16 protein-coding genes are annotated in these 18,386 nt (G+C 48.5%); 8 read left to right on the forward strand and 8 right to left on the reverse strand.

Features of this window, described 5'->3' with window-relative positions:
* Window positions 1-552 precede the first annotated feature (552 nt).
* Both ACUUJN_RS02170 and ACUUJN_RS02175 read left to right on the forward strand, forming a co-directional pair.
* Window positions 553-1,809: a DUF445 domain-containing protein gene (locus ACUUJN_RS02170; protein ID WP_068941032.1), complete on the forward strand. Its 1,257-nt coding sequence runs from the start codon at window positions 553-555 to the stop codon at window positions 1,807-1,809.
* Between the two features lie 33 nt (window positions 1,810-1,842).
* Complete coding sequence (locus ACUUJN_RS02175) at window positions 1,843-2,223, forward strand: TIGR02328 family protein (protein ID WP_023986688.1); 381 nt, start codon at window positions 1,843-1,845, stop codon at window positions 2,221-2,223.
* A gap of 104 nt (window positions 2,224-2,327) precedes the next feature.
* On the opposite strand, the gene ACUUJN_RS02180 is transcribed toward ACUUJN_RS02175, so the two are convergent.
* The gene (locus tag ACUUJN_RS02180) at window positions 2,328-3,002 is read right to left on the reverse strand and encodes an NAD(P)H-dependent oxidoreductase (RefSeq protein ID WP_028541224.1); all 675 of its coding nucleotides are present in this window, start codon (window positions 3,000-3,002) and stop codon (window positions 2,328-2,330) included.
* A 189-nt stretch (window positions 3,003-3,191) separates the two neighbouring features.
* Here ACUUJN_RS02180 and ACUUJN_RS02185 point away from each other — a divergent pair, with 189 nt between their 5' ends.
* Window positions 3,192-3,575, forward strand: coding sequence for a winged helix-turn-helix transcriptional regulator (locus ACUUJN_RS02185; RefSeq protein WP_023986690.1), 384 nt, complete (start codon window positions 3,192-3,194; stop codon window positions 3,573-3,575).
* Between the two features lie 98 nt (window positions 3,576-3,673).
* On the opposite strand, the gene ACUUJN_RS02190 is transcribed toward ACUUJN_RS02185, so the two are convergent.
* The 5 genes from ACUUJN_RS02190 to ACUUJN_RS02210 all read right to left on the reverse strand — a co-directional run bounded on the left by ACUUJN_RS02190 (window position 3,674) and on the right by ACUUJN_RS02210 (window position 10,632).
* Window positions 3,674-4,921 carry a stalk domain-containing protein gene (locus ACUUJN_RS02190; protein ID WP_023986691.1) on the reverse strand — a complete coding sequence of 416 codons (1,248 nt, stop codon included), beginning with the start codon at window positions 4,919-4,921 and terminating at the stop codon, window positions 3,674-3,676.
* A 236-nt stretch (window positions 4,922-5,157) separates the two neighbouring features.
* Window positions 5,158-5,901, reverse strand: a complete 744-nt coding sequence (locus ACUUJN_RS02195) for a YcnI family copper-binding membrane protein (protein ID WP_069080870.1) — start codon at window positions 5,899-5,901, stop codon at window positions 5,158-5,160.
* A 31-nt stretch (window positions 5,902-5,932) separates the two neighbouring features.
* A complete protein-coding gene (locus ACUUJN_RS02200; RefSeq protein WP_484669216.1) occupies window positions 5,933-7,651 on the reverse strand; it encodes a copper resistance CopC/CopD family protein in 1,719 nt (572 codons plus the stop codon).
* Window positions 7,652-7,905: 254 nt separating this feature from the next.
* A complete protein-coding gene (locus ACUUJN_RS02205; RefSeq protein WP_484669217.1) occupies window positions 7,906-9,756 on the reverse strand; it encodes a bifunctional diguanylate cyclase/phosphohydrolase in 1,851 nt (616 codons plus the stop codon).
* A gap of 282 nt (window positions 9,757-10,038) precedes the next feature.
* On the reverse strand, window positions 10,039-10,632 hold the full coding sequence (locus tag ACUUJN_RS02210) for a DUF5317 domain-containing protein (RefSeq protein ID WP_025723384.1): 594 nt from the start codon (window positions 10,630-10,632) through the stop codon (window positions 10,039-10,041).
* Between the two features lie 202 nt (window positions 10,633-10,834).
* On the opposite strand from ACUUJN_RS02210, the gene ACUUJN_RS02215 reads away from it, so the two are divergent.
* The 5 genes from ACUUJN_RS02215 to nfsA all read left to right on the forward strand — a co-directional run bounded on the left by ACUUJN_RS02215 (window position 10,835) and on the right by nfsA (window position 16,381).
* Window positions 10,835-12,064, forward strand: coding sequence for a multidrug effflux MFS transporter (locus tag ACUUJN_RS02215; RefSeq protein ID WP_023986696.1), 1,230 nt, complete (start codon window positions 10,835-10,837; stop codon window positions 12,062-12,064).
* Window positions 12,065-12,180: 116 nt separating this feature from the next.
* A complete protein-coding gene (locus ACUUJN_RS02220; protein ID WP_013308456.1) occupies window positions 12,181-12,531 on the forward strand; it encodes a metal-sensitive transcriptional regulator in 351 nt (116 codons plus the stop codon).
* A gap of 55 nt (window positions 12,532-12,586) precedes the next feature.
* Window positions 12,587-12,787, forward strand: coding sequence for a copper ion binding protein (locus ACUUJN_RS02225; RefSeq protein WP_013308457.1), 201 nt, complete (start codon window positions 12,587-12,589; stop codon window positions 12,785-12,787).
* Window positions 12,788-12,900: 113 nt separating this feature from the next.
* On the forward strand, window positions 12,901-15,357 hold the full coding sequence (locus ACUUJN_RS02230; protein WP_484669218.1) for a heavy metal translocating P-type ATPase: 2,457 nt from the start codon (window positions 12,901-12,903) through the stop codon (window positions 15,355-15,357).
* Window positions 15,358-15,637: 280 nt separating this feature from the next.
* Entirely contained in the window at window positions 15,638-16,381 is a 744-nt protein-coding gene (gene nfsA, locus ACUUJN_RS02235; RefSeq protein WP_023986699.1) for an oxygen-insensitive NADPH nitroreductase, read from the forward strand.
* Window positions 16,382-16,563: 182 nt separating this feature from the next.
* Here the strand turns inward: nfsA and ACUUJN_RS02240 are convergent, their stop codons facing one another.
* Both ACUUJN_RS02240 and ACUUJN_RS02245 read right to left on the reverse strand, forming a co-directional pair.
* Window positions 16,564-17,436 (reverse strand): TatD family hydrolase, encoded by an 873-nt coding sequence (locus ACUUJN_RS02240; protein WP_075153605.1) that lies wholly within the window; start codon window positions 17,434-17,436, stop codon window positions 16,564-16,566.
* Window positions 17,429-18,379 carry an ABC transporter ATP-binding protein gene (locus ACUUJN_RS02245; protein WP_053326524.1) on the reverse strand — a complete coding sequence of 317 codons (951 nt, stop codon included), beginning with the start codon at window positions 18,377-18,379 and terminating at the stop codon, window positions 17,429-17,431. Before ACUUJN_RS02245 ends, ACUUJN_RS02240 begins: the two co-directional genes overlap by 8 nt.
* Window positions 18,380-18,386: the final 7 nt, after the last annotated feature.

Below are 18,386 nucleotides of genomic sequence, written 5' to 3' on the forward strand. Positions count from 1 at the left end.
TTGGTTTGATTTACCAATATATAATGGCTGATTAAACATGATTTCCTATTTATAAAAGTTTATTTTATCACAACAAATATGTCTATATATCAAATTATGTGTGTGAGCTTTATGGGAGTCTCGCTTTTTATGGATATTTAATCTGATAATCCATATGAAAAAGTCGAATGCTGTTGAAAGAATCTGGGGTTATCATGGATTCAAATCCTTTCTGAGGTCAAATACCAAAATGGTACTGAAAAAAGGTATCTTATGCCCATTCAACTTTCTTGTTCACTTCTCCTTTCGGTTTAAAAAAATTGGGACTTGGTTTTGTTAAAATGGTTCGTAAGGCTTATTATTGAAAATAAGAGTTTGGGCCCAGTGCTGTGATTTTGTTCACAAACATGAATGTAAAAAAGAGAGATATATGCATAAAAAATTACGCAAAAAGTGCCCTTGCGCGTTTCATCAAAAGTGCTTTCAACTTTGGAAATGACACGGGCAATGATATGATGGGTAATACAGGTATAGTGCTTTACTTACTCGACAGTCAGTTTGGAGGATTACAGGATGGGAAAACCAAAAAGTACGAAAACCGCAGCGGCTTGGTCGCTCGTTATTCTAGGGGCAGGCTTTGCAGCCACATTGCCCTTCCAGCAATATGGCTGGGCTCGTTTATTAGCCGGAGCTTTTGAGGCAGGACTTGTAGGGGGACTGGCAGACTGGTTCGCTGTCACTGCTTTGTTCCGTCATCCGCTAGGCATTCCGATACCACATACGGCGCTGCTTCCTAAAAATAGGGACAAGCTCACGAATGCATTGGTGAGTACCGTGGAAAATAACCTGCTAAACAAAGACAGCATTGCGTCTAAAATTGCAGATATTCGTTTGGCCGATTTGGTACTGGGCGGTGTGGAAAAAGGAATGCGCACGCCGGAGGCGGCGGCATCCATAGATGTTCTTGCCAAGCGTCTCGTCCAGTCGCTCCCGCTCGCGGAATTGGCTCCGGTCATCGTGGCAGAGCTCAAGCGGCAGGTGACTGACTTTGACACCGGACCGCTGCTAGAGGCGCTTGCTCGTCAGACCAGCGAGAAGGGCTATGATCGCCGCGCACTGGATTACACGCTGGAGCAAGCAGAGTCCTGGCTTTTGCGACCCGAAACGGGTTATACGCTGGGCACCTTAGGGATGCAGGCTGTTAGTGGTTTGCAGGTGAGCGGGCTGATGCAGTTTGCCTTGAACGCATTCCTCGGCTATCTGAACGAAGAGCGTATGGGTGAAATGATTCGTCATTTCCTGCTGGATCAGGTAGCAGAACTGCAAAGGGAAGAGCACCCGCGCCGCCAGGCCGTGCTGGATGGTCTGAGAACACAGGTGACCCGATTGGCGACGAAAGATACGGTTCAGGAAGGGTTGAACGGCTGGAAGGATAGCCTTGTTGAAGCCTGGGAAGGCGATGCGTCAGTGCTGGGCAAAATGGAAGAACTGCGTATACGCTTATTGGACTACATGGAAGACGGAAGCTATGTGCAGACCTATATTTTACCGCTATTGGATCGGATGCTGACTGATTTAAGAGGGAATACCGAGCTGCTGGACAAGATCAATGTGCGAATTGTGGAAGGTATTACTGGACTGGTGGAAGCCAACCATAGTCGAATTGGTAACTTGGTACGCGAAAATGTAGACAAAATGGATAACAAATCCCTGATTGCACTGATGGAGGACAAACTGGGACAGGATTTGCAGTGGATACGTATTAACGGCGCAGTTACAGGCTTCCTGATCGGCATTGTGCTGACAGGTATCCGTATGCTAATCCAATAGACCAGAAAAAGCTACAGATAGGGTTGTGGAAGCATGAGGCTTTGGCATGAACATTTAATCGACAGGTTACCCCGTCCGCAACTGTTGGGGCAACATCGTGAGTGCTGTGCCCTGCGCGGGAATGGGTGGGGCAAGCCACACGCCACCGTGAATTATGTGTTCGATTATCACCCAATGCTGCTGGTGCGCTATCATAGGCTCATTATGGACGAAATGAAAAGCAGAGGGTACAATGTTGATCCACTATGGGAACAGCCGTTGTATCGCGGTAAGCAGTGTGAGCCTTGGGAGGCGGAGCTGGGTGAGGAACTGGCAGGCGCGGGTGCATATGTGGAGCATGACGATGAGTATATGAAGGAGTGCCTGGATAACCTGGCTTCCAAGGGTATTTTAATAGAGATTGAAGTGACCTAAAAAAGACGGGCTGCGGTATGTTCATCATTCAGATGAAGTGCCGCAAGCCCGCTTTTTTGATGCTTCAGTGTTCAGTGCTTGGGGGAGAGACTCGGGATATTAGATTACAGAATCCAGCGGGTGACCTTTTCCAGCGGTTGTCTGGATTTTTCCCGCTTGGGTTCATGAGCGCGATAACCGAAGGCAGCAATGACTGAAATATCGAGCAGCCCGTTTTCTAGCAGTCCTTCTTCCTCCAAAATGGCATGCACCTGATCGTAGTTAAAGCCCTCAATTGGACAGGAATCAATACCGATCTGAGCCGCCGCTGTCATCATATTGCCTAAGGCAATGTAGGTTTGCTTGGAAGCCCAGTCAAATAACGTACGTTCGTTTTCCAGTAAGCGTTGATTTTCACCCTGGAAAATCTTATAGCGGCCTGGCAGTGAGGCAAAGTCCTCCTCAGACATACCTTTAACCTCTTTATACATATACTCCACGTAAGGAGAATCATAACGAACATCCTTGCGCGCCAAAATCAGGACGACGTGGCTAGCCGCAGGAATCTGCTTTTGACCGCCGCTGGAAACTGCAGCCAGCTTTTCTCTCAATGCCTGATTTTGTACAACTACAAACTGCCATGGTTCAAAACCAACGGAGCTTGGAGAAAGTCGCCCGGTTTCGAGAATGAACTGAAAATCCTCTTCTGGTATGATGCGATTGGGATCGAATTCTTTCGTGGCGTGCCTGAACAGAAAGGCGTCCAGAATTTCCTGTTTTTTAGCTGATGTATTAGACATAAAATGTACTCCTTTTGATATGGGTTTAGTTGGTACTCTATGGGTTTTCTGCTACTATAATGAGAGCTGATATCGAATATATAGTTATCATATAGAAAGCTTTTGCAGGGAACAAGTACGCACATATTTGTTCCTTGTCATACGTCTGGGGCTATTGGTTTACACATTCTACAGAAAGAAGGGGTATACATGGCACAGGAGATGGAACATGCAGTTAGCGTTAATTTTGGATGTCCGGTAGCGAAAACCGTCGGGGTTATAGGCGGCAAGTGGAAGGGAGTCATCTTGTATCATTTGACGACAGGACCGCGGCGCTATAACGAAATTCGACGGACCTTGCCTAATATTACACAGCGGATGCTAACCTTGCAGTTGCGTGAACTGGAGAGAGATGGCATTGTGCACCGTGAAATTTATAATGAGAACCCACCGCGTGTGGAATACTCGCTTACCCCGTTGGGAGATACGTTAAGGCCGTTGCTGGATTTTATGAGAGACTGGGGGATCTTCTATGGAGAACAGGGTTGCGAGCCTGTGACGACAACTTCCAAATCAGGCAAGCACTTTTGTTAAAGGGCATAAAGAAAGCCCGCCAAATGATTTCATAGAAGACGCATAAGAAATCATTAGCGGGCGGAATAAGGTCTGGGTTATTTAGATAAAATGTGCACTTATTTAAACTCGATGGCTTCGTTCATCTGCGCCCAAGCCGTTTCTCCAATGATGCCCAAGCGCCAGATAGCGATTCCTTTGAGGTCATAACGTTTGGCTAAACCGATCTTGGCGTTAACGGTGCTATCTTTTTCACTACCCATCGAAATCCCCAAAATGAGCTTGTCGCGCGAGGTTTCCTTCAAGGCCAGTTGTATGGCTTCATCCACTTTATCCAAAGGCTCAGGCGTAGCCTTTTGTCCGTAATCATAGGCCATGATGATCAGATCGTCCGCCAGATTGCCCAGCGTTTTGTAGTCATAGCCAGAGTAAGAGCTGTTCAGCGGATGTAGAACGACGGTGAGCTTGAGTCCAGCCTGATGCGCTTTGGCCGATAACTTTTGAATAAAGGCGTTGTAGTCTGAACGCGCTTTAGCTTTATCGCCGCTCCAGCCCAATCCTTCCAGATCTAGCGTAATGCCTTTAAATTGTTTGTCGGTGGCGGTACTGACGATTTGGGAAATGGTTTGTTCTTGAAGCTGCGCATTTTCCAAAACCTTGGTCAGTTCGTGATTGCCATCTCCGGAATAGACCATCAGGTAAGGGGAAGTCCCCTGGCTGTCTGCCTCCTGCACAATGGACTCCGGCGTTACGGTTCCAGCGGCTTGAGGCCATTTGTATTCCTTGCCGTTTGTCGTAAATTGTCCGTTCGTATCAATTCGACTCCAGCCGAAGGCAACTGCGTTAAAATCCGGTATTTTGGATTTTTGGTCAAAGGAAGACAGCGCATAGAAGCCTACTGTATACATAGCTTCACGTGGCGATGTAATGGAGACCGTCCGTGTTCCCTGGTTCCAGTTCACCGTGGCTCCAAACTGCTGCCCGAAAAAGCCCAGCGGAATCATGGTGCTGCCGTGCACGGTTTGCGGAGCGGCTGTTAGTTGAACCGTTTGTCCGTCCACTGTGGCATTGCGGCTACCCATCTTTAGAACCACCTGTTTGGTAGCAGAGCCTTGCGCTTTGGTAGCAGTGATGCTTTGGCTGGCTTGATCCCATTTCACTGTAATGCCGAGAGCCTCAGAAATAGCGCGAAAGGGAACCATGGTCGTGCCGTTCATCATGGCAGGTTGTACGGGGAACGGTAATGGATATCCGTCCAGCATAATGCTGATCTTGCCGGTCTCGGCTTGTGCCAAGGGGCTATAGATGCCCGCTGCGGTACTCAGGAAAATAGCGCTAGATAACAGAGCCTTATTTACGATTTTCATCCTATGATCTCCTATGCTCAATAGATTGCAATGCTATCATGTTAGAATCGTGAGGTATCTACCATTTTACCAAAAAAATGATAGAAAGGTGAATGTGAAATAATAGGATGAGATGAATTTGAATATGTATTAAAGCTGAATATTAATCGTGTTCTTTCATACAAAAAAGCTGACCCCTTTAACTAGGTGTCAGCTTTTTCTTTTTAAAACGATCTTAACTTCATTCGTAACCCAGATTACTTGCGGCGCTTGAGTGCAATGCCGACAGCTGCGGCACCAAGAACGACTGCAATGATCGAGAGGACGAGTGCTGTCGTTTGTGCAGTAGAGCTGGCAGGAGCAGAAGCAGCAGGGGCAGCTTCTACAGCATTGTTCGAAGCAGGTGCGGGACTGCTGCTATCTTTAGTCGTATCTGTGCTCGCGTGGCCTGCTGCCATACCCGCTGAATCGTGTCCGCTGTCTGCGGCAGGGGTTGCGGACGTGGCTTCCGCCGTGATTTCGGTAATGGAATGAGGGTTGTTACTTCCTTCGTCGCCTGTCCATTCCACAATACTTCCGTCACTATAATATTGGAAGGCGTCCCAGGCTGCTGCGGTATTCTGGTCTGCATTTTGCGCTACAAAGCTGAAACGCTGATACTGACCCGCTTGAATGCCGTCTTTTTCAGTCGTCCAGGTCACGGTGGTTACTTTGCCAGAGCTGTCTTTTTCGGTGGCTACCTTCCAATTCGGTACAGGCTCGTATTGTTTGAAAACGACCTCTTTCGGAATTTTCAAGGCGACTTTGGTGGTTGGAATGTTTTTTTCCACGGGTACTTTCAATGTGTACGTTTCCCATGCATTAGGTTGTGAAATAGAAGGCTTAACTGTCACATGTGCACTGGCCATGCCTGCAAAAAGTAAGGCACCCGCCGCAATTAGACCCACAGAGGTTGCAAACCTGGAAAATCTGGATTTTGCTGTTTGAATCGTTGTATTCATATTCATTTCGCTCCTTTTAAGTATAAAATAATTATTTTTTACCGCCTACATACAGGGTAAATTCAGCATCAACCGCATCGAGTGATGCCGTCAGAGCATGTACTTTTACCGCCCATGTTCCTTCGGAGGTCATCAATTCCTGACTGCGGAATGGTTGTTGCTGCTTTACGGGCAGAACAAATTCCTGTTGATCTTGGTCAGGGTCTGCTGGAGTGAGCGTTAACGTGACCTGCTGGATTCCCGAAACGGCAGCACCCTTGCTATCCTGAACGGATACCTTAAATTCATTGCTGCCCACAGCATTGGGGCTGACTGCCAGTGTAACGTTATATTCGCCCGTAGTGCGAGTCTCCTCAAACGGTACAGCAGGTGCCTGGCCGGGTGACAGGTGAGTGAGCACCGCGGTCAACAGCATCACGAGCAGGCCGACGGACAACTCGGCACGCAATCCCCCAGCGGCTCGCTTACTCGCCGCCGCTTGCCGTGCGCTGCGGAACTGGCTGGCCGCGAAGACCAGCATGACTAGCAGCAGCGCTGCTTTGCCGAGCAGAACGAGTCCATAGGACGTGTTCAGCAGCATGGAGGGAGCCGGAATGTACAGCACGGCTCCATATATACCGGTGGCGAGTAACGCTGCCACCATCGCAATGCCCCAGCCGGCGAAGCGGCGCAAGGCGGCTTGTCGCAGAGTTGCCCGCTCGGATACGGGCAACTCTGCTCCGGCAACCGGCAGGCACACGACCATGACGGCAAGTGAGCCGATCCAAAAGGCTGCTGCCGCGAGATGGACGAAGTCCGCCGCAATGGCTGGAGCTGGATGCGTAGCCGCTGCCGGATGGCCGACAAAGGCCTTGGACAGCATGAGGCATAGCGTTAGGAGAGCTGAGCTGTAGCCCCAAAGACGGCGCTGGCGATTCGAAATGCTGTGATCCAGCGCGTAAATCAGCGTTACGCTTAGGAGTAGCACGAGAATCATCTGGATAAACCAAATTTGTCCGGCTCCAGTAAACTGGAGAGCTTCTCCCAGAATCGGGAATGAGAAGCCCTTCCTGATGGAAACCCCGGCATCCCATGAAGCCTGAAGTGGCAGGCTGATCAGAATGGCGGCAGACGTTATGCCGTAGCCGCTCCATAGCAGCTTAGTCCAGCGGGGCAATGTTTCAAAGGGCCGCTGATTTTGCTTATGCTGTTCACTTCGATTCTTGTCTTGGCTTATGCTTGGTGAGATGAACAGCCGGAAACAAATCGCTCCAAAAAGCAGCGATAGTCCTATGTAAAGAAACCAACGGACAGCGATTAAGTCGATTCGTGATGTCCCTGAGCCTTCAGATGCGGTAGCTTGATGGGTAGGCGCATTGGAACCACTGCCCACTTGGAATGGAATAACTCCATTAACCGGATGTCCGTCTGCGGATAAAGCTCTCCAATTGACGGAGTAAATTCCATTTTTCATCCCTGGAATCAATTGAATTTCCATGGTGGCTTTGTGATTCGGGTCAAGCTGTGCTTTTCCTGTGTCGACCCGCTTGCCTGTTTCGTCGGTCACTTTGATCGACATGAAGGCAGATTGCAAATCTTCATTGAAGGTGATGGTCACCTGAGAAGGCGACTTGTCCAAAACCTGATTTTCGGTCGGACTGGATTCAATGACAAATGCATGAGCCCACGAAGAGTGAGGAAACAGGATCAGAAGGGGGAGACACAGCAATAAAAGACAAGCCACACGGGCTGGTCTGGACAGGTACAACATGCCTGTGAAGTCACCTTCTCTCGATTACTTGAAGCGAGGATATCCCCATTTGTAACATTTTATACGGACAAACCCCTTCCTATCTTAATCATAGTGCATATAGCGTGAATAGATGGAGCGAATTATGACATTTATATGAAATTTGAAATAATAAGCATTATACAAAATGCCAATCATATGAAAACCCCTAGCGTGGTTGAATTCAGGACGATTTCAACCACGCTAGGGGCAAAGAGGAAGAGCCTATGAAGGAACTAGAGCCCTGTTTCCATGAGATCCGTGAAAGCAGATTGCTTATGTTGAATATAATGGATAAAAATAGCCGTTAGTTTGGGATCGAATTGGCTACCCGAGCAGGCACGTAGTTCTTCAATGGCCTCCTCGAACGTTTTGGTGGGTTGATAGGGGCGCTCGGTTGTCATCGCGTCAAAAGAGTCGATGATCGTCAGCATCCGACATAAACGTGGAATTTGCTCGCCCTTAAAGCCAAACGGATAGCCTCCTCCGTCATAACGTTCATGATGCAGCTCCACAAAAGGAACCAAATCTATGAATCGTTCGTTGGCTTCGACAATACGTTTGCCCCACATGACATGCGCTTGCACCATCTGCCATTCCTCACCGGAGAGCTTCTCTTTTTTATTGAGGATATTCCAGGGAATCTCCAGTTTACCAATGTCATGAATGAGGGCACCTAGTATGAAACGCCGCTTATCCTCTGGTCCAAGCTGAAGCACATCGCTCATGTCTGCTGCATATCTGAATACCCGCTTGGAATGCTTGAAAGTGTTAATATCCTTGTACAAGAACAAATTAAGCTGCTGCTCGAGATCGCGAATATCCTGCCCCAGATCGACCTCGCGCTCCACTTCATTTAAACTTCCGTGCGTATGAACGATGTTTTTGCCCTGTTTCTTGGCGTAGTACAGGGCTTTATCCGCCAGATCGACCAGCTGTGACTTGTCGTAGATGTCAATGCGGCTTTGTGCAATACCTGCGGAGAAGGACAGACAGCCATGCGGAAAAATTTCAACACCCTCATAACGAGAATCATTTAATCTTTTTCGAATAGCATTGACTGTTTCATAAGCTTGTTCAGCGGTATGATCGGGCATAAGCAGGGTAAATTCTTCTCCACCATAGCGGGATACGGTGATGTGGGTGCCGGAGGTTTCCTTCTTAAGAAACTCACCGAGAAATCCCAGTAGCTGATCGCCTTTAAGATGACCGAAATGATCATTGTATTTTTTGAAATCATCAATATCAATCAGCGCCAGACTGAGAGGAGTATTCTCGGATCGGGATATATTCAATTCAGCTTCAAGTGTATTTTCAAAGTAGCTGTGATTGTATAGCCCTGTTCTGCGATCCATGTTCGCTTTTTCTTCGATTTCCCGATACAGCGTGAACATTTGCTTGAATGCGTGAGACAGGAGCATGCTTAGCCCAAGGAACAGCAAAAGTCCTAAAATGCCGTTGTTATAAATCAGTGTAGTCAATACCAAAGACAGAATGAGTGTACATAAGTATACGAGCAGGGATTCAGCCAAAAAAGCCTGTTTAAGCTCATTGAAGGACCCTTTGTATGCGATATAAAAGTAGATGCCCAGTGTGATGGTGTTCACCGCAAAGTAGCAAATCAACGCCAGCAGGTAGGAAGCGAAATGATCTTGGTTTAAAGCTCCCTGCGTTCCGCCGCTTAGTTCAAATACTGTTGAAGACAGGAAAATGGAAAGGGCGTAAATGGAAAAATTGACGGTATGCTTCCACCAGGACAGCTCTGTGTGCCGGAACATGGCAATGATTACATTTAACAACAAAATCAGAATAGCAATTTCGGTGCCATGCACAAAAATACAAGCCAGATACACGGAGGAATCCATGGACTGCTTGTTACTGGCCGGTGGTAGCTGGAATGTAAAATGCTCCAGAATCAGAACTGCTCCCAATAGGGAATAGATCGTGACCCACTCTGTTGTCGTATAGTGCAAAAAGGACCATTGGTTCGTATACAGGAGGACGATCACGCCTGCCAAACATATGAAAAACACATATATTCCCGTCGCGGTAACCCGTTCTTGCAGCTTTTTTATTATACTCATCATTTCTTCTCCTGCCTTGTCGTATCTTGATGTCAAAGCTACCAGGGGTGAATGGGATAATTTACAATTTTGTAATCGAAAATTTCACATGAAAAAACAGGCCGGAATCCAGCCTGTTTTGTTGAGCCTGTGCTTCCTTTTTTTCTTATCGGTGACTAGCCCCCGATTTTGTAACCGGAAGTCAAAGCAATTATGACAGAAGCTACGATAATAGCATTGATAATCACACGGGAGTATTTCAAGTTTTTCATAGGGTTCCCTCCCTTCCTTGGAATAAGGTGTGCACTAGGCGTGGCGGGGATTGGTTTCTTGCTGCTTATCCTTAGTTCTCTTCACGACCATAATGCTTTGGATAAACAGGAACATCCCGAAATTCATGACAACATCTCCAATACTAATTACCTGCGTGCGGGGATAGGGCTTGGAGAGAGGAATAATGTCACCAAGCAATGATAGACGCGTGCTCGCATCCATCATGTAATGTTTCGAGATGACACTTCCGGATTTAAGCATATCTGTATAATAGGGACCCAGCACCTCCGAAGCGCTCAACGAGACCGGCATCCTGCCGCCATTCACCGCCATAACGATAAAATTCATCAATACGCCGATTATAATAAGCTTGAATCCCTTATGATGTCTGTTCAACCAGAGAAATATCAATCCAACCACGTAGACTCCCATAAATAGATACCCGTTAATGGCTGCCAGCCAAGCCCACTTTTCCTGGAAATAAAAAATAATGAATTGTACCAGCAGCAGCACGGGGAACATCCAGCCGGCTATAAGGCGAATTTGACTGAAACGGATCAGACCTTGCCGCCAGCCTCCTCTGAACAGACCTACAATGAGACCTAGTAGCACTCCATCATAGACCATTATCATTCTCCAGATTCCACAAATTTTTTGTTTTGGTTACCGTATAATTCGACCTGAAATTGGTAAATTCCTGCCTGATATATAGCAGTTTTGAAAAAAAATTGCGGATTAGCGTGTAATTATTCGAAGCCAGACGAAATGAGTGATATCATGATACATTGAAGTAATTATTTATATTTTTTTGAAAAGGATGATTATTATTATGAACCGGTTATCCAATACTGTTATGGTTGCCGCAGATATGACCAAATCGCGAATATTATGGATCGCCTTTGTCCTGGGTGCATTGAGTGCTTTCGGGCCGTTGTCCATAGATATGTATTTGCCGTCGCTGCCTACATTAGCGAACAATTTGCATACGACCACTTCGCTGGCGCAGCTTAGTTTAACCGCCTGTCTGTTGGGACTGGCCGTTGGCCAGATCGTTGCTGGTCCGCTTAGCGACGTAAGGGGTCGCAGAGGACCGCTGGTGATCTCGCTCATTCTGTACGCTGCTGCTTCGCTGTTATGTGTGTTTGCGCCGAATATCGGTATGCTCATTGTGCTTCGCTTTATTCAAGGGCTTACGGGGTCGGCGGGGATCGTGATTTCCAGAGCTGTAGCCCGTGATCTATACTCGGGCAAAGAGTTGACACGTTTTTTCTCACTACTTATGCTGGTGAACGGCGTGGCCCCCATCGCTGCACCAGTACTGGGCGGTGTCATTTTGAACTTTGTTTCCTGGCGTGGTGTATTCATGGTGCTTTGTGTAGTCGGCGTGGCTATGCTGATTGCCGTCGTATTGGGTTTGCCAGAAACGTTGCCAACTAACCGCCGCTCATCCGGTGGCTTGAAGCAGACGCTAGGAACACTCGGTCACTTGTTTGCCGATCGACGCTTTATGGGCTATGCCTTCTCACAGGCGCTGATTACAGGAGCGATGTTCGCGTATATCGCTGGCTCACCATTCGTGCTTCAGGATATTTTCGGGGTTTCTCCTCAGACGTATAGCATCATTTTTGCAGTGAATGGTTTGGGGATTGTACTGTTTTCGCAGTTGACGGGTAGACTCGTGGGTCGCTTCAGCGAACGACAGTTACTCTTGTCGGGTCTGGTAATTGCGGCTGTAGCCGGAATTAGCTTGCTTACTGTAGCCTTTACCGGAGGCCAATTGTTTGCTGTTTTAGTTCCTCTGTTTTTTGTCGTTTCCTGCGTAGGGATTGTGAGTACAACGACGACTTCATTGGCAATGCAGAGTCAGCAGCGCTCCGCAGGCAGTGCGTCCGCCATGCTTGGTTTGTTGCCTCTATTACTTGGCTCCATCGCTTCACCGCTAGTAGGCTTGGGGAGTGGAACAACCCCCGTACCGATGGCGGTCGTTATAGCTATAGCCGAGGTTGGAGCGCTATTAAGCTTTGTCGTACTTGCTAAGGAAGCACGCGCGAAGGCTTAAAATAGGGCGAAAAAGTGACATTTTTCTGGAATGTTGACATACCCCACTGGGGTATATTATGATAGGGATATAACAAATGCATAAATGCATGTATACACCACACAGGAGGCTGATGTATGGCTGAGGAGCAACCTGTTTCCCACACTGAAGTCCATGAGAATCACTGTGGAACAGACGGGGAAAAGACAGTTAGAAAAAGTCATCATTCGGCAGAGTTCAAGAACAGCCTCGTATCCCGGTTGAACCGTATTGAAGGTCAGGTTCGCGGAATTAAGGGCTTGATTGAGAAGGATACCTACTGTGACGATGTACTGAACCAGATTGCGGCTGTCCAGTCCGCGCTGAATGGTGTTGGTAAGCTGCTGCTGGAAGGGCATATGAAAAGCTGTGTCATTGAGCGCATGCAGGCAGGAGAGCAGGAAGTGATTGACGAGCTGCTGGTTACGGTCAAGAAGCTAATCCGTTAAGAGTACTATTCATACACATTATGGGTACGGAAGTACCCCTGAGGAGGAAAAGAAAATGGCACAAGTTACATTGAACGTAGAAGGCATGAGCTGCAATCATTGCGTGAAAGCAGTAGAAGGGGCTTTGGAGAAAGTTGGCGCTACCGGCAAGGTCAGCCTCGAAACGAAGCAAGTGAATGTAGAATATGACGAGTCCAAGCTGAACGTTGAGGCTCTGAAAACAGCCATTGAAGACCAGGGCTATGATGTTGTTTAAGCTGAAGATGCTTTATGTGTGAACAGACTTGTTTCGAAGGAGAAGCTTCCATATTAGAAGCTTTTTCTTTTTGGATATGATATACCCCACTGGGGTATAGGAGGAGGATTACCATGGAAAACCGTGCGACCGACGGTGACAAGCAGACAACGCTTCATATTACGGGGATGTCTTGTGCCGCTTGCGCAAGCCGTATTGAGAAAGGTTTAAATCGAATAGACGGTGTGGCACAGGCTAATGTGAATTTGGCTTTGGAGCAGGCGTCGATATCCTATGATCCCAAGCAGGTGGAGATCCCTGAGTTTCGCGATAAAATTGCTTCTCTTGGGTTTGGAACTGTAAGTGAAGAAGCCAATCTGAATGTGACGGGCATGACTTGCGCGGCCTGTGCAACCCGGATTGAAAAGGGATTGAATCGGATGCCTAGTGTAACAGGTGCCACGGTAAATTTGGCGATGGAAACAGCTCATGTGGAATATGCAGCTGGGAGTATTGCGGTTGGTGATCTGGTGAGCAAGATTGAACAGCTAGGCTACGGAGCGATTCCGCAGAGCGCTGAGGACAATATTGCGGATGTGCGCAGTAAGGATATCCATCGTAAAAAATGGAAGTGGATTGTGTCTGCAGTGCTGTCATTTCCGTTGTTGTGGGCAATGGTGGCTCATTTTTCCTTTACATCATGGATTTATGTGCCAGAACTGTTCTTGAATCCATGGTTCCAACTAGTGCTGACAACGCCGATTCAGTTCGTCATTGGTTGGCAGTTTTATGTGGGCGCGTACAAAGCGCTTCGTAACGGCAGTTCGAATATGGATGTGTTAGTTGCACTGGGTACATCTGCGGCTTATTTTTACAGCTTGTACCTTACTCTGCGTCCGTCTGATGTCATGGAGGGAATGGCGGGAATGCCTGTCATGACCATGCCAGAGCTGTATTACGAGACAAGCGCGGTGCTAATTACGCTTATTTTGGTTGGTAAATGGTTCGAAGCGGTAGCCAAAGGGCGTTCGTCCGAGGCGATCAAGAGCCTGATGAGTCTACAGGCAACGACGGCACGTGTAGTACGTGATGAACAAGAGCTTGATATACCAATCGAACAGGTACGTGTGAAGGATATCTTTATTGTACGACCCGGCGAGAAAATTCCTGTCGATGGTGTGGTCGTGGACGGACGTTCGGCAGTGGACGAATCTATGTTAAGTGGTGAGAGTCTTCCGGTTGAAAAAGAAGCAGGTTCCGCAGTTACAGGGGCGACGCTCAATAAAAACGGGGTACTACGTATCCAGGCTGAGCGTGTGGGTGGTGATACGGCGTTGGCCCGTATTATTAAGGTCGTGGAAGATGCGCAAAACTCCAAGGCTCCGATTCAGCGGATTGCGGATCAGATTTCCGGTATTTTTGTCCCCATTGTTGTTGTTATCGCTGTGTTGGCCTTTATCGTCTGGTTTTTCCTTGTGACGCCGACTGATTTTGCAGGCTCACTGGAGAAAATGATTGCAGTTCTCGTCATTGCTTGCCCTTGTGCGCTCGGATTGGCAACCCCAACGTCTATTATGGCAGGATCGGGACGTGCCGCTGAATACGGTATTCTGTTCAAGGGCGGCGAGCATTTGGAGATGACCCGTTCAGTCAACGCAGTGGTATTGGATAAGACAGGTACAGTTACGAATGGCAAGCCAGAGCTGACGGATGTTATGGTTGGAGCAAGCGGCTTGGCTGAAAAGGATTTGCTGCGTTTGCTCGGTGCGGCAGAAAAAAGCTCGGAGCATCCGCTGGCGGAAGCCATTGTAAAGGGGATTGCAGATCGAGGCATTGAGCTGGTAGGACCGACAGATTTTGAAAATATTCCGGGTTATGGTGTGAAAGCGCATGTGGAAGGTAAGCAGGTATTGGCGGGTACACGCCGATTGATGAGCAGGGAAGGCATCGCGATAGATGACTCAGCTGAGCAGCATATGAATGAGCTGGAAAGCGCAGGGAAAACCGCGATGCTTGTTGCTGTGGATGGTGCCTATGCTGGATTGGTGGCCGTGGCGGATACGATTAAAGAAACGTCACGGGAGGCAGTTACCCGTCTGCGCGCGATGAACATTGAAGTGATCATGATTACGGGTGACAATGAACGGACTGCGCGGGCTGTTGCCACCGAGGCTGGAATTGAACGAGTGCTGGCGGAGGTGCTGCCTGAAGGAAAGGCTGAAGAAGTGAAACGGCTTCAGGAGCAGGGCATGATCGTAGCTATGGTTGGGGATGGTATTAACGATGCGCCTGCGCTGGCTACTGCTAATATTGGGATGGCGATGGGCACGGGAACGGATGTGGCAATGGAGGCGGCGGATATTACCCTCATGCGTGGCAACCTGAACAGCATTCCTGATGCGATCGAAATGAGCCGCCGGACCATGACAAACATACGGCAAAATCTGTTTTGGGCGCTCGGTTATAACGTGATCGGTATTCCGATTGCCGCTTTGGGCTTCCTTGCCCCATGGTTGGCGGGAGCAGCTATGGCATTTAGCTCTGTTTCGGTCGTGCTGAATGCACTGCGTCTCCAACGGGTGAAGCTGTAAATGTATGGATGTATTAGCAGGATAGCGTACTGTCGGACATCTGTTGCGAGATAAAGTTATTATCAGAGTATAGAGCAAGTACGCACAATTGGTGCGTACTTGCTTTTTGTTGCGTTTGTTTTTTTAAACCATTCAACTTTCATCACGTCAGGTTGCTTATCATTCGCGAAAGTTCCATAATATTTGTAGGAGTGCCAAGCAAGCATGCAAGAACTTCTTCGTATACTCACAGCTTGAAGTAGATAAAGAGCTTATATTATGGATTAGGAGTGAAGCAGTCATGAATGATACGATTTCCTTGTTGATGAACCACCGGTCTGTGCGAAAATTCAAGTCAGACCCCATTACCGACGAGCAGCTCGCAGCTATTGTGGCAGCTGGCCAAATGGCTTCCTCGTCCAGTAATGTGCAGGCATATACCGTTATTGCCGTTACCGAGCCTTCTTTAAAAACAAAACTGGCCGAGTTGGCAGGAGGACAGGCTTACGTTGAGCAATGCCCCGCGTTTCTGGTATGGTGCGCAGATCTGTACCGTCTGAAGCAGGTCACACTACACCATCAGCCAGGTCAGCCTTCCTATGAAGGTTCTGTTGAAAATTATACGGTTGCGACCATTGATGCCGCGTTAGCCGCACAAAATGCAGCGGTAGCCGCTGAATCACTGGGCCTGGGCATCGTCTACATCGGCGGCATTCGTACTAAAATAGCAGAGGTATCTGAGTTGTTAGGGTTGCCAGAGCTGGTGTATCCAGTGTTCGGTATGTGTATTGGTGTACCGGATCAGGAAACGGGCTTGCGTCCACGTCTTCCACTGTCCGGTGTTTTGCATATGAACGGTTACGACAAAAATCAGACGATGAAAGCTGTAGAGGTATACGATCACACATCAGCGGAATATTTGAAGGAACGTACAGGCGGTCAACGCTCTACGCCATGGTCTGAGCAAATGGCTGCGAGACTGACCGAGCCAGCGCGCTTGCAGTTGAAGCCATTTTTGGAACAGAAGGGTTTCTTGAAGCAATAAAAGCTGAGTGGCGACAAAAAACTCTGCAAAATACAAGTAGTATTTGAGCTATATACGTTTGAAAATACAAGAACCTCCTTATTTACGTATGATGAAGTCCCGCGTAAATAAGGAGGTTCTTTGCTTTGGTTGCATGTTGTGGTTGTAAACCTTCCAGTCAGTAAATAGCTGGTATGCCTTTATCAATCAGATAGTGAGTAAAAGCGTCTCGTATTTTCATAAAATAATTGACGGACGGCAGATTCATCTTGATGGGTCAGTTTGCTGTACGCACGAATGACGTCGGCAGTCATCCGGGGATGTGTCTCTTGTCCAGTAAAAGGTCCCTCGAACGGCCAAGGACCATCTGTCTCTGCCATGATCTGATCAGACGGATACTGTCTTGCCAAACTGCGGATCTCTTCTTCGTACAAGAGATCCGGTGTGAAGGAGACATAATAGCCGTTCCGGGCCATACGTTCGATCGTGGCGGTAGAGCCCTTGAACCAGTGAAAATGCGCCTGTGTGATGCCATGACGTTCCAAAAGGTCACAGGCGATGTCTGCGTCCTCATAAACGGCGTGCAGGACAATGGGCTTGTTATGCTTGCTTGCAAACTGGATAAAGCGCTCTAGTAGCACTATGTAGGGAGCGAGGTCAAAAGGTGAACCGCTCTGTGAGGCTTCCAGCCGATTGTAATAGGGCAAGCCGACTTCACCCACGGCGACCATCTGCTGTACATGTTCGTCCATCCAGTTGAACAAGAGTTCAAGCTCAGCTTGCGGTGGAAGAGCCTGTTCGGGATGAAAGCCAAAGGCTGGTCGTACCAGCCCGGGGTAACGCTTGGCTAACTGCAGATTGGCTCGGCTGGAGCCCAGATGCATCGACACGGCTATCACGGCTTGGACGCTGCTATTGGCAAGTGAAGCGAGCAATAATTCCTGTTGTTCGGGCGGGTAGCTGTCTACATGAATATGCGCGTCGATCAATGGAGCGGGTCCAATTGCGGTCAAATCCAAGCCTGGCTTTGTTTGGCTGTTCCATTTCAATGCACATCGAACTTTTACGTCACTCATGTCGATTCAATCCATCTTCTGGGATATTCTTGTGGACGCTCTGAGCATTGTCCATGTCGCCGTCCAGTTTATGTTTTTCCTCGCGCATCCAGCTGGTCATGGTCCGCTTCCATTCAATAAAGAGCGGATCGAGGGTGATTTCTTCCCTACGCGGGCGGGGAAAAGGGACATCTACGACATGCACCACTGAAGCAGGTCGCGCCGACAGCACATAGATGCGGTCGGAGAGCAGCAACGCTTCTTCAATGCTGTGGGTAATAAACAGCACAGAACGGCGGTTCTTTTCCCACATCCGTAATAACCATTGCTGCATGTCTGCACGTGTCAGCGCATCGAGTGCGCTGAACGGCTCATCCAGCAGCATTAATTCCTGTGGGCTGAGCAGTGCGCGAAGAAAGGCTGCGCGCTGTTGCATTCCACCAGACAGCGTATGTGGATACGCCTTGGCGAATTTACCAAGTCCAACCTGTTCGAGCCATTGCAAGGCTTCTTTGCGACGCTCGCGTTCACTGGCGTACTGAGGGGGTACTGCTGTATTTTTACGTGGAGCATTTTCCTGCCCAAGCAGTACGTTGTCCAGCGTGGTACGCCACGGGAAAAGGGCGGGCTGCTGCGGCATATAGCTGATATGCCCACGTTCACCAGTCATGTCCCGTCCGTGCATACGGATACGTCCCTGCTGTGGTTTGAGTAGCCCGCCGATGATGTGAAACAGCGTGCTTTTGCCGCTGCCTGACGGACCAATGAGGGAAACGAATTCTCCTGGCTTGACTGTGAGGGATACATCCTGCAGTACGGGCAGTAGGCTTCGCTTTTCGCGGAAGGCGAGGCTGATCCCGTCCAATTCCAAAGCAGGAGGAGCGGTTGAAGGACTCTGCTGTTCCCCGGTTCGTTGTTCATTAGCCACGTTGTATGATGATAAGTCAGTCGGATGCAGACTCATACGCGCC

The sequence above is a fragment of the Paenibacillus sp. LRG-1 genome (genome assembly GCF_057220305.1).

What these genes read in the sequence shown, in the direction of transcription:
- ACUUJN_RS02175 (WP_023986688.1), top strand. Translation starts at nt 1,843, where the DNA reads ATGAGGCTTTGGCATGAACATTTAATCGACAGGTTACCCCGTCCGCAA.
- ACUUJN_RS02185 (WP_023986690.1), top strand. Translation starts at nt 3,192, where the DNA reads ATGGCACAGGAGATGGAACATGCAGTTAGCGTTAATTTTGGATGTCCG.
- ACUUJN_RS02195 (WP_069080870.1), bottom strand. Translation starts at nt 5,901, where the DNA reads ATGAATACAACGATTCAAACAGCAAAATCCAGATTTTCCAGGTTTGCA.
- ACUUJN_RS02220 (WP_013308456.1), top strand. Translation starts at nt 12,181, where the DNA reads ATGGCTGAGGAGCAACCTGTTTCCCACACTGAAGTCCATGAGAATCAC.
- nfsA (WP_023986699.1), top strand. Translation starts at nt 15,638, where the DNA reads ATGAATGATACGATTTCCTTGTTGATGAACCACCGGTCTGTGCGAAAA.
- ACUUJN_RS02190 (WP_023986691.1), bottom strand. Translation starts at nt 4,921, where the DNA reads ATGAAAATCGTAAATAAGGCTCTGTTATCTAGCGCTATTTTCCTGAGT.
- ACUUJN_RS02230 (WP_484669218.1), top strand. Translation starts at nt 12,901, where the DNA reads ATGGAAAACCGTGCGACCGACGGTGACAAGCAGACAACGCTTCATATT.
- ACUUJN_RS02200 (WP_484669216.1), bottom strand. Translation starts at nt 7,651, where the DNA reads ATGTTGTACCTGTCCAGACCAGCCCGTGTGGCTTGTCTTTTATTGCTG.
- ACUUJN_RS02215 (WP_023986696.1), top strand. Translation starts at nt 10,835, where the DNA reads ATGAACCGGTTATCCAATACTGTTATGGTTGCCGCAGATATGACCAAA.
- ACUUJN_RS02210 (WP_025723384.1), bottom strand. Translation starts at nt 10,632, where the DNA reads ATGGTCTATGATGGAGTGCTACTAGGTCTCATTGTAGGTCTGTTCAGA.
- ACUUJN_RS02245 (WP_053326524.1), bottom strand. Translation starts at nt 18,379, where the DNA reads ATGAGTCTGCATCCGACTGACTTATCATCATACAACGTGGCTAATGAA.
- ACUUJN_RS02170 (WP_068941032.1), top strand. Translation starts at nt 553, where the DNA reads ATGGGAAAACCAAAAAGTACGAAAACCGCAGCGGCTTGGTCGCTCGTT.
- ACUUJN_RS02240 (WP_075153605.1), bottom strand. Translation starts at nt 17,436, where the DNA reads ATGAGTGACGTAAAAGTTCGATGTGCATTGAAATGGAACAGCCAAACA.
- ACUUJN_RS02205 (WP_484669217.1), bottom strand. Translation starts at nt 9,756, where the DNA reads ATGATGAGTATAATAAAAAAGCTGCAAGAACGGGTTACCGCGACGGGA.
- ACUUJN_RS02225 (WP_013308457.1), top strand. Translation starts at nt 12,587, where the DNA reads ATGGCACAAGTTACATTGAACGTAGAAGGCATGAGCTGCAATCATTGC.
- ACUUJN_RS02180 (WP_028541224.1), bottom strand. Translation starts at nt 3,002, where the DNA reads ATGTCTAATACATCAGCTAAAAAACAGGAAATTCTGGACGCCTTTCTG.